The organism is Streptomyces sp. NPDC002265, assembly GCF_040296125.1.
GTDB lineage: Bacteria > Actinomycetota > Actinomycetes > Streptomycetales > Streptomycetaceae > Streptomyces.
On sequence record NZ_JBEOWS010000067.1, the window covers coordinates 23,981 to 32,614 of the forward strand.

Below are 8,634 nucleotides of genomic sequence, written 5' to 3' on the forward strand. Positions count from 1 at the left end.
GCGTGACGTGTGCGTCGGGCGCCGCGTTCAGCGGTCGGTCGGGGGCTCCGTACCCGTCGTACCGGCTGATTCGGCAGGGGCGTCCGGGGTGGCCGTGGGGGACGGGGCCGTCCAGGAGCGTCCCTTCGGGCCGGCCTTGAAGCGTTCCAGCGTGCGCGTCAGCTGCTGGAGCGGGGAACCGCTCGCGCGGGCGGCCGGGGGCCGTGCCGCGCCGCCCTCGCGGTAGGCGGCCAGCGCCTCGTTCGCCCGCTCCGCGGCCTCCCGGTACAGGTCGCGCGACTGCGTCATGGCCTCCAGCGCCTCGGCGTACATCGCCACGAGCTTGCGCTCACGCGCCAGTTCCTCCTCCAGCGTCAGCAGCCGCCAGTCCTCCCGCAGTTGGGTCAGCGCGGTCTCGGCACCGGCCGGCAGCGGCCTGGGCGACGCGACGAAACGTGTCACCGCGTCGAGGACCTCGGTCGGCTCCGAGCCGTCCAGGAAGACACTGCGCACGGAGAACGCCGACGCGTCGTAGCCGGGCGCGGCCGGGGTCCCGGGCAGCACCACGGCGCCGCCGCGCGGCAGTTCCACGTCGAACTCGCGCAGCGCCCAGTTCACCGAGCGCAGCTGGTGCGGCGCGGCGCGGTGCTCCACCACCCGGTGGTGCAGACCGGCTCCGAGCAGCGGGGTCAGCGGGCGGCGCCCCCGCTGGTCGGGCGTCATGGCCTCGTGGACGACGAGATGGACGGCCCAGCTGCCGCGCACCGCGGCGCGCAGCACACGCCGCAGCTCCTTGTCGTCCTCCGGGAGCGGGTTGGTGTCGAGGAACCTCAGACGGGTGGTGGCCTCGTGGTCCCAGGCGGTGTCCCGCTCCTGTGGCCAGAACATGGCGGCCGGGGAGGGCCAGCGCTGGTCCCACGGCTGCTCGGCCTCCGCGACCAGCGTCCAGTCCTGCCCGAAGGCCGTGTCCTCGGTGAGCGTCAGCCGCGCCCGCACGGTCACCTGCGCTCCGGCCGACCAGCGGGCCTCGAAGATCCGCTCGTCCGGGGCGCCGTCGGACTGCGGCACTTCCAGCCAGTCCAGGATGGCTTCGGTGTCCTTGAGCATGCGGAGGTTCTTGCGCAGGGCGTCGGCCGCTGCCGGGCCGAGATGACGGCCCCGGACGAGCCAGACGGTCGGAGGATGGGTGGGCTGCGCGGTGGGAGAGGTCGGCATGAGTCCATCTGTGGTGCGGGGACGACGTGCGTGAGCCAGTATCGTCGTCCCAGGATGCATACGGCCAGGCGGGGGTCGCCCGGCGCGTCGCGTCCATGCGGTGCGCGACGGTCTGCGTGTACCACCGGCGCGCACCCGTGACCGGCGCCCGCTCCGGCGCCCGGCGGTCGCGGCCGGACGGGTCGCCCCCGTGCCTCGAGGCCCGGGCGGACGGACCCTCGCGGTGCCTCCGGGCCGAGTCGGACAGCGATCGACCTCGGCCATAACCGTGCATGTTCCTTTGGAAAATGCCAAAGCCCTCACCCGCGGCCGACACATTCCGTAGTCTCAACATCACGTTCGCGATACATCCGTGCGGGAAGGGGGGTTCCTGCGTGCCCGGAATCGACGAGAGTCTGCTGGACGCCATGCGGGTGCCCGGTGCCCGAGGCGCGGCGGTGGTCGACTGGGTCAGCGGGCTCGCCCTGGGTGTGGTCGGCGAGGCGGCCGGCGGGGACCACGAGGCCGCGGCCGCGGAGACCGCGGAGTTCGCCAGGGCCGCGCTGGAGAGCCGCTCCTTCGCGTCCGGGGACGCCGGCGACGGGGCGGAGGCCGGCGACGGGGCTGAGACCGACCCGGACACGGCGCCGCCCGTGCAGGACGTGATCGTCACGACCGTCGACTCCTACCACGTGATCACTTTCGTCTCCACCCCCTTCGACAGCAGCGTCTTCCTCCACCTCTGGCTGAACCGCGCCGACGGCAATCTGGCCCTGGCCCGCATCAGGCTGGCCGAGACGGCGAATCGGCTGGTGCTCGGATGACCCCGTTACCCCTGACGGACGCCACCGTCCTGAACTCGCTCGAAAGCCTCGCCGCCGACCGCGCGACCGGTGCTCTCAGCGGCGAGCGCGGCACCTTCTACCTGCTGGCCGGACACATCGCGCACGTGGACTCCCCGTTCGCCCCCGACCTGGGCCTGCTGCTCACCGGCAGCGGTGCCGTCGACCCCGACGGCTGGCAGGAGGCCCTCGACCGGGGCGGCAGGCGCAGCAGCGTCGGCCGGCAACTCGTCGACAGCGGGCGGCTCGCCGCCGGGGCGCTGGAACTGTGCCATCTGGGGGTGCTGTTCGACGCCGCGTACTTCGCCCTCGGCCGTACCAGCCGCGCACCGCGCTTCCGCCCCGACATCGGCCACTGGCTCGGTGCGGTCCGGCCCGTGCCGGTGGCCACCGTCGTACGCGAGTCGCAGCGGCGACGCGACCAGCTCCAGCGCATCTGGCCCGAGCCCGACATCGACAACGCCCCCCTCGCGCGGGTGCCCGGCGTCCGCGCGGCGACGCTGCCCGCCCGGCGCGGCCGTGCGCTGGCGCAGGTCGACGGAGTGCGCACGGCCGCCGAGATCGCCTCGGCGCTGGCCTGGCGGACGTTCCCCACGCTCGTCGAACTGCGGCGCCTGGCCGCCGACGGTCTCGTCACCACCGTATCCGCCCCGCCCGTGCCCTCCGCCCCGGACCTTCCCTGGCAACCGGCGGCCCAGGACGAGATCGACACCGCCCTGCTGCGGCGGCTTCGAAACGCCCTGGAGGCCCTGTGATCCGCGCGCGACGACAGCGTGCCGAAAGGAGACTGGTCATGGCCGTCGAAGCCGACGTCCTGAGCGAACTACGCCGACTGCGCACCCGTATACCCCTGCTCGCGGGATCCGTGGCGGCCAGCGTCGACGGTCTCGTCCTCGCCCAGGACCTGCCGGACGCCGAGACGGAGGGGCTGGCAGCCCTCACCGCGGCAGCCCTGGGCGTCGCCCACCGCATGGTGGACACCGCCCGGCGCGGTGAGTTCTGCGAGCTGCTGGTGCGCGGCACCGACGGCTATGTGGCGACGTACGCGGCGGGGCCGTCCGCCGTGCTCACCCTGCTCGCCGACGACCGGGCCAACGTAGGCCGGCTCCATCTGGAGGGCAGACGCAGCGGCGCCCGGATCGCCGAACTCGTCGCGGCCCAGGCCGATTCCGACGCGGGCGTGCGCCGCCCCTGGCGGGCGCTCCCGGACGATCCGCCGCCCGCCGAGCCCGGGCGCGCGCTCGGCACCCTTCCGCTGCGGATACCACAGCAGTCCCGGCACTGGCTGCGCCCCGAGGCCGGCAACTAGTCACGCGGCACCGGCGGATCGGCGCCGAGGTCCGTGGCCCCGGGCCCGCGGTCCGGGGCCCGAACCGCCGCGAGGCCGACCCGAACCATCTCGCAACTGTTCAACCCCCTTTGATCTGAAAGGACATGACCCATGGCCAACCTCGAAGTCTCCCTCAAGGAATGCCTCAGCTCCATCGACGGCGCGACCGCGGCAGCCCTTGTCGACTACACCAGCGGCATGGCGCTGGGCACGCTCGGCGGGGGCAAGGACTTCGACCTGGAGGTCGCGGCGGCGGGCAACACCGATGTCGTGCGGTCCAAGCTGCGCACGATGGAACACCTCGGTCTCGAGGGTGAGATCGAGGACATCCTGATCACCCTGAGCAGCCAGTACCACCTGATCCGGCTGCTGAAGGGGCGCGACGGGTCGGGGCTGTTCCTCTATCTCGTGCTGGAGTCCAACCGTGCCAACCTGGCGATGGCCCGGCACCAGCTGCGCAAGATCGAGAACGAGCTGGAGATCTGAGCACACCGTCCCGGGTCAGCGCCGTCCGCGTCGGCCACGCGCCGCGCGGTCGGGCGCGTCGCCGCCGGGCGGCCCGCTGAACCCGCCGGGGACCAGACGCGGCGTCGCCGCCCGGGACTCCGGGGACACCGGTGTCATGGCCGGTTCGGCCGGCTTCCCGAGCGGCGCGGCCCGGCCCAGCACCCGGGTGTGGGACATCAGGGGGGCGCACGCGGAGCAGACCTCGCTCAGCGTCCACACCTGGCCCACCGAGGGATCGTGGCGCAGGACGAGGAGCACCACGCCCCCGCAGGACACCCGGGTGTTCTCGTGCAGCACGCAGCGCTGCTGACGGCACGAACACGCCGCGTCGGGACGCACCGACGCCGCCTTGGCGTGGGCGGCGGCATGGGCTTCGGCGAACCGGCGCAGGGCGGCGATGTCGCGGGAACGGGGAGGCATGCTGCACGCCGAGGAGCAGCTGACAGTGGCGGTACGGTCGCGATGTCCCGTCACCCGGATCGTCCAGGACCTGCCGGGACGACGGGCTGAGAGCGCGTCAGGATAGGTGAGAGCCAAGACCACGTGTCCTTCGCGGGAGGTGTCGGGCGGAAAGCCGCTGAAGGAGATCTACCCGTCCTGACGGCACTCGCAGCATCTGCGCGACCACGGATTGACCCACGCCGGCGCGGACCGCCGCACCGGCGCACAACCCGTCGCACGGCGGCCTCGCGCTCCCTCCCCGCGCGCGGCCCGCCGTGCGGCGCTCCCGCCCGGCCCGCTTGGCCCGCCCGGCCCCGGCTCGTCCGGCCCGCACGGCCCAGGACGGCGCCCACCCCGCCCTCCGACTGCGCCGTCCGTCCGGGACCCGGGCCGCGGGACGATACGGTCAGCCCATGTCCGACGCCCGGTTGACCACCTCCTCCTTCCTCGTCCTCGGCATCATCGACAAGCTGGGCGAGGCGAGTGCGTACGACGTGAAGGTGGAGGCGGCCCGTACCGTCGCGCCGTTCTGGTCCGTGCCGCACGCCCAGGTGTACGCGCAGTGCGACCGCCTGCTGGCGGCGGGCCTGCTGGCCCAGGTACGGCAGGAGAGCGGCCGCAACCGCCGGGTGCTGACGCTGACCGAGTCCGGCCGGAGCGCGCTGCGCGGCTGGCTCGACGACCCGGAGTTCGTGCCGGTGGAGGCCAGGGAACGCGGCATCCTCAAACTGTGGTTCGGCGGCAGCCCCGACGTGCTGGTCCCCGAACAGCTCGACGCCCACGCCCGCACCCTGCGCACCTACGAGGAACTCGCCGCGAGCGTGGGGGACCTGCTGACCCCGGGGCAGCGCGAGGCGCTGGAGTTCGGCCTGCGCTACGAGCGGATGATGGCCGACTTCTGGGAGTGGGTGGGCCGCCGCGAGGAACGTACGCGCGACCGTTGACCGCGCGGCCGGGTCACCCCTACCTTCTCGATAGTCCAGAAGAGACTATCGGCGGCCGGGGTCCGGCCGCGGGCAGGGAGCCGTCGTGCGTCGTCCAACGAGGGCCGGCTGGCGCCGTGGCGCCGTTGTCGCGGTGTCCGCGGTCTGCGTGGCCTACGCGCCGATCGCGATGACCGAACTGTGGCCCTACGCCCGTCCCGGCGCGCCGGCCTTCGGCGAGTGGCTGCTCGGCCGCGCGGTCTCGCCCCGGTACGTGGCCGACGCGCTGGCGACCAGGATCGGGCCGTACCGGCACAGCCTGCTGCCGATGATCGTGCACTCCGTGCTCGGCGGGCTGCTCATGCTGCTGGGCCCCGCGCAGCTGCTGACGGCCGCCCGCGGGCGCCGGCGGGCGCACCGGATCCTCGGCGTGCTCTTCGCCGTGACCGTGTACGCCTCGATGGCGGGCGCCGGGCTGTACCTCGCCCGTACCGCGCCCGAGGACGCGTTCAGCGGCGCCGCGTTCTGGATCGTGCTGGCCGTCATCCTGGTCGGCACGGTGTTCAGCGTGACGTTCGGCGTTCTCGCGGCCGTCGGCGGCTTCCCCGACCTGCACCAGCGCTGGATGCTGCTGTGCTACGGCTTCCTGCTGACCGCGCCGCTGCTGCGGCTGGAGTGGGGCGCGCTGCCGTGGCTGCTGCCGGGACTGCCCATGACGGACATCAACCAGGTGGCGATCATGCACCTGGGCTCGGTGGTCGCCTTCGGCGCGCTCGTCGCCTCGCGCACCCTGGACCGGCGCGGGCGGCTGACCGGGGCGGGCCGCACCTGGGTACCACTGCCGGTGCTGGTCGCCGCCCATCTGGCCGGTGCGGCGGCCCTGGCCCTGATCGTGCACGGTTTCCTGGACGCGGCCGGCCCCGGGCGGCGGCTGCTGTGGGCCTACCTGCTGCCGTACGCGGCCGCCTACGCGGTCATGGCCGTGAGCGCCCGGCGCGCCGGACGGCAGGGACGCGCCTGGGCCCGGGAGGAGTGGCTGCTGCAGCTGACGGGCCTGTGCCTGGCCCCGGTGCTGTCGGCCGGCACGGCCCCGGTGCTGGAACGGGGGCTGGGACTCGATCCGCACACGGCGCTCGTCGCCGGGGTGTCGATCGGCTGCGGCGTCCTGGCGTTCGCCGCGACGACCGTCGTGAGCCTGCGGGTCATGTACGCCCGCGAGGTGCTCAGGCGGACGGCTCCCGTCGCGGCCCCGGCCGCGTCACCGGTCGGCGGAACGGTCGCGTAGCCCGGAACCGACCGGCCGCGATCACCCCCGTGACCGAACACACCAGCGTCATCCAGCGAAATCGACTCGAACGGATCGGAGGGACAGCATCGTGCCGGACACCCCCGTCACACCCGCCCCGGACGGACGGCCGCTGACCGCCGGGGTGGCGGTCCTGGCCACGGCGGTGGCGGTGATCAGCGTCCTGGTCGGCGGACTGCTGGCCGCCGTCAGCCTCACCGGTCATGTCTTCGGCGCCTGGCCGTCGCCCGGGTCCCTCAGCCCGGGCCTGGTCGGCGCCGCGATGCTGGGCACCTCACCGGGCCTGTTCGCCGTCGGCCGGGCCGCCCGCTGGCAGGACGTGCGCACGCTCGTGTACGCGCTCGGCGTCGTGCTCGTCGGCCTGTTCGCCGTGACCCTGCTCAACGCCGGACGGCTGTACATCGCCCGCGGCGGCGGCATCGTCGCGGTGCTGTTCAGCCTGGGCTGGCTGTTCGTGCTGGGAACGCTGTGCGTGGCCGCGCTGGCCACCCTGACCTGGCAGCATCTGGGGGCCGCCCGCCCGGCGCGGCCCCGCGCGCTGCCGCTGCCCGCCTGGTCGAAGCCGCCGCTGGCCGTGCTCGGCTCGGCCTGGCTGGGCATCGGCACGGGCCTGCTGCTGCGACCGGGGTTCTGGGCCGCCTTCGTCCCCTGGGACGTCGCCCGCCCCGACGCCCAGGCGCTCGGGGTATGGGCTCTGGCCCTGGGCACCGGGGTGCTCGGCGCCCTCGCCGAGGACGATCTCGCCCGCACCCGCCCGGCCCTGCTGGCCCTGCCCGGGACCGCGCTCGCCGTGACGCTCGTCCTCGCCGTCCACGCGCGCTCCGTCGACTGGTCGTCCGGCCCGGCGCTGAGCCTGGTCTGCATGCTGGCGGGCCTGGCGTGCGCGGGCGCGAGCGGCCTCGTGCTGCTGTCGAGGTCGGCCGTCCCCGCCTAGAACTCGCCCAGAACTCAGTGCGGGAACACGCGGGGCGGGCGCAGGCTCGGCAGGTCGTCGCGGAACTCCGCTATGGCGGAGCTGATCTGCCGGGTCAGGACGGTGTGCTCGATCCGGTCCAGATACAGGTTGCGGCGGGCGAGTCCGACCGCGTCGACGCAGAAGTACACGGCCATCAGCGGGTTGACGAACAACCGGCTGTTCTTCGTCCGCTCGGTGAACCGCACGTCGCCGAACTCGCCGCGCACCGCGGCGGCCACGGACCCGTTGACGATGCTCGGGTGGTCCGGCGTGCTCTGCCGGGCGTGGGCGACCGCGTCGACGTAGAGGGCGCCCTCACGGCTGTCGTACGGCAGCGAGAACGCGCCCAGCCAGGCGCCCTCGCGCTGGAGAGCGGCCAGGTTCTCCAGCACCAGCGCGTGGTTGACCCCGTGGTAGGCGTCCACGCCGAAGCCGAGGCACGCCACCAGCCGCTGCTCCACCTCGTCGAGACCGGCCACGGCGCCCAGGCTGGCCATGTCCTCCTCGGGGGTGCCGAGCCCGTCCTCGTCCCCGCGCATGAGGATGTCGGTGCCGCCGTCCACCAGCACGATCGCGTCGACTCCGCCGAGGCTGTCCAGGAGCGCGCGGTAGGCGGCGCGCAGCGGGGTGACGCCCGTACGGGACAGCGCGTACACCGTGGACGGCATGCCGTGCACCTCCAGCCACCGGGCGAGGGTGCGTTCGGGGAAGTAGTCGCCGCGGGCTTCGGTGTCCGGGCGGATCGCGGCCACGTCCTGCTCCAGCCATACGTCCAGATCCAGTCCGTACAGGTCGGCGAAGGACAGGTTCGCCAGGTGGACCTCCTTGCCGGCCGCCCGTAGGGCGAGGGCCAGCGGCAGCCCGGCGTAGATGTCGAATCCGCCGCCCGCGCCGGCGACGAGGATCCGCCGTGCGTCGCGCAGACGGGTGAACAGGGGCGGCTCGTGGAGGGTGAACACCGGGGGAAGCTAACAGGCACCGGCACGGACTTCATCCGGTTTCCCGCCGGGTCCGCGACCGTTCTCGTACGACGCCGGTCGCGGCGGGCACGAGGGCCGGGCGGGCCGACAGCACAGGCGGGCGCACGGGCGGGCCGTGCGGGGGAGACGGGCGCGGGGGCCCGCGGCCGCGGGTGCGGCCGCCCCCCCCGCGCCGCC

At 74.1% G+C, this 8,634-nt stretch carries 10 protein-coding genes; 7 read left to right on the forward strand and 3 right to left on the reverse strand.

Going from position 1 to position 8,634, the window contains the following annotated elements; translation table 11 throughout:
* Positions 1–27 precede the first annotated feature (27 nt).
* A complete protein-coding gene (locus ABT085_RS14880; protein WP_351606542.1) occupies positions 28–1,194 on the reverse strand; it encodes a hypothetical protein in 1,167 nt (388 codons plus the stop codon).
* 374 nt (positions 1,195–1,568) lie between these two features.
* On the opposite strand from ABT085_RS14880, the gene ABT085_RS14885 reads away from it, so the two are divergent.
* The 4 genes from ABT085_RS14885 to ABT085_RS14900 all read left to right on the forward strand — a co-directional run bounded on the left by ABT085_RS14885 (position 1,569) and on the right by ABT085_RS14900 (position 3,831).
* The gene (locus tag ABT085_RS14885) at positions 1,569–1,997 is read left to right on the forward strand and encodes a hypothetical protein (RefSeq protein WP_351606545.1); all 429 of its coding nucleotides are present in this window, start codon (positions 1,569–1,571) and stop codon (positions 1,995–1,997) included.
* Entirely contained in the window at positions 1,994–2,770 is a 777-nt protein-coding gene (locus ABT085_RS14890) for a hypothetical protein (protein WP_351606548.1), read from the forward strand. Before ABT085_RS14885 ends, ABT085_RS14890 begins: the two co-directional genes overlap by 4 nt.
* 38 nt (positions 2,771–2,808) lie before the next feature.
* Complete coding sequence (locus ABT085_RS14895) at positions 2,809–3,324, forward strand: roadblock/LC7 domain-containing protein (RefSeq protein ID WP_351606551.1); 516 nt, start codon at positions 2,809–2,811, stop codon at positions 3,322–3,324.
* A gap of 132 nt (positions 3,325–3,456) precedes the next feature.
* Complete coding sequence (locus tag ABT085_RS14900; protein WP_351606554.1) at positions 3,457–3,831, forward strand: roadblock/LC7 domain-containing protein; 375 nt, start codon at positions 3,457–3,459, stop codon at positions 3,829–3,831.
* Between the two features lie 15 nt (positions 3,832–3,846).
* On the opposite strand, the gene ABT085_RS14905 is transcribed toward ABT085_RS14900, so the two are convergent.
* A complete protein-coding gene (locus tag ABT085_RS14905) occupies positions 3,847–4,272 on the reverse strand; it encodes a hypothetical protein (RefSeq protein ID WP_351606557.1) in 426 nt (141 codons plus the stop codon).
* Between the two features lie 434 nt (positions 4,273–4,706).
* Between ABT085_RS14905 and ABT085_RS14910 the strand changes: the two genes are divergently transcribed.
* The 3 genes from ABT085_RS14910 (at position 4,707) to ABT085_RS14920 (ending at position 7,456) form a co-directional block, all read left to right on the forward strand.
* Positions 4,707–5,237 (forward strand): PadR family transcriptional regulator, encoded by a 531-nt coding sequence (locus tag ABT085_RS14910; protein ID WP_351606559.1) that lies wholly within the window; start codon positions 4,707–4,709, stop codon positions 5,235–5,237.
* 85 nt (positions 5,238–5,322) lie between these two features.
* Positions 5,323–6,501 carry a DUF2306 domain-containing protein gene (locus ABT085_RS14915; RefSeq protein ID WP_351606562.1) on the forward strand — a complete coding sequence of 393 codons (1,179 nt, stop codon included), beginning with the start codon at positions 5,323–5,325 and terminating at the stop codon, positions 6,499–6,501.
* A 91-nt stretch (positions 6,502–6,592) separates the two neighbouring features.
* Positions 6,593–7,456 carry a hypothetical protein gene (locus tag ABT085_RS14920; RefSeq protein WP_351606565.1) on the forward strand — a complete coding sequence of 288 codons (864 nt, stop codon included), beginning with the start codon at positions 6,593–6,595 and terminating at the stop codon, positions 7,454–7,456.
* Between the two features lie 14 nt (positions 7,457–7,470).
* On the opposite strand, the gene ABT085_RS14925 is transcribed toward ABT085_RS14920, so the two are convergent.
* On the reverse strand, positions 7,471–8,436 hold the full coding sequence (locus ABT085_RS14925) for a DUF1152 domain-containing protein (RefSeq protein ID WP_351606568.1): 966 nt from the start codon (positions 8,434–8,436) through the stop codon (positions 7,471–7,473).
* Positions 8,437–8,634 lie beyond the last annotated feature (198 nt).

What these genes read in the sequence shown, in the direction of transcription:
- ABT085_RS14880 (WP_351606542.1), bottom strand. Translation starts at nt 1,194, where the DNA reads ATGCCGACCTCTCCCACCGCGCAGCCCACCCATCCTCCGACCGTCTGG.
- ABT085_RS14890 (WP_351606548.1), top strand. Translation starts at nt 1,994, where the DNA reads ATGACCCCGTTACCCCTGACGGACGCCACCGTCCTGAACTCGCTCGAA.
- ABT085_RS14895 (WP_351606551.1), top strand. Translation starts at nt 2,809, where the DNA reads ATGGCCGTCGAAGCCGACGTCCTGAGCGAACTACGCCGACTGCGCACC.
- ABT085_RS14900 (WP_351606554.1), top strand. Translation starts at nt 3,457, where the DNA reads ATGGCCAACCTCGAAGTCTCCCTCAAGGAATGCCTCAGCTCCATCGAC.
- ABT085_RS14905 (WP_351606557.1), bottom strand. Translation starts at nt 4,272, where the DNA reads ATGCCTCCCCGTTCCCGCGACATCGCCGCCCTGCGCCGGTTCGCCGAA.
- ABT085_RS14910 (WP_351606559.1), top strand. Translation starts at nt 4,707, where the DNA reads ATGTCCGACGCCCGGTTGACCACCTCCTCCTTCCTCGTCCTCGGCATC.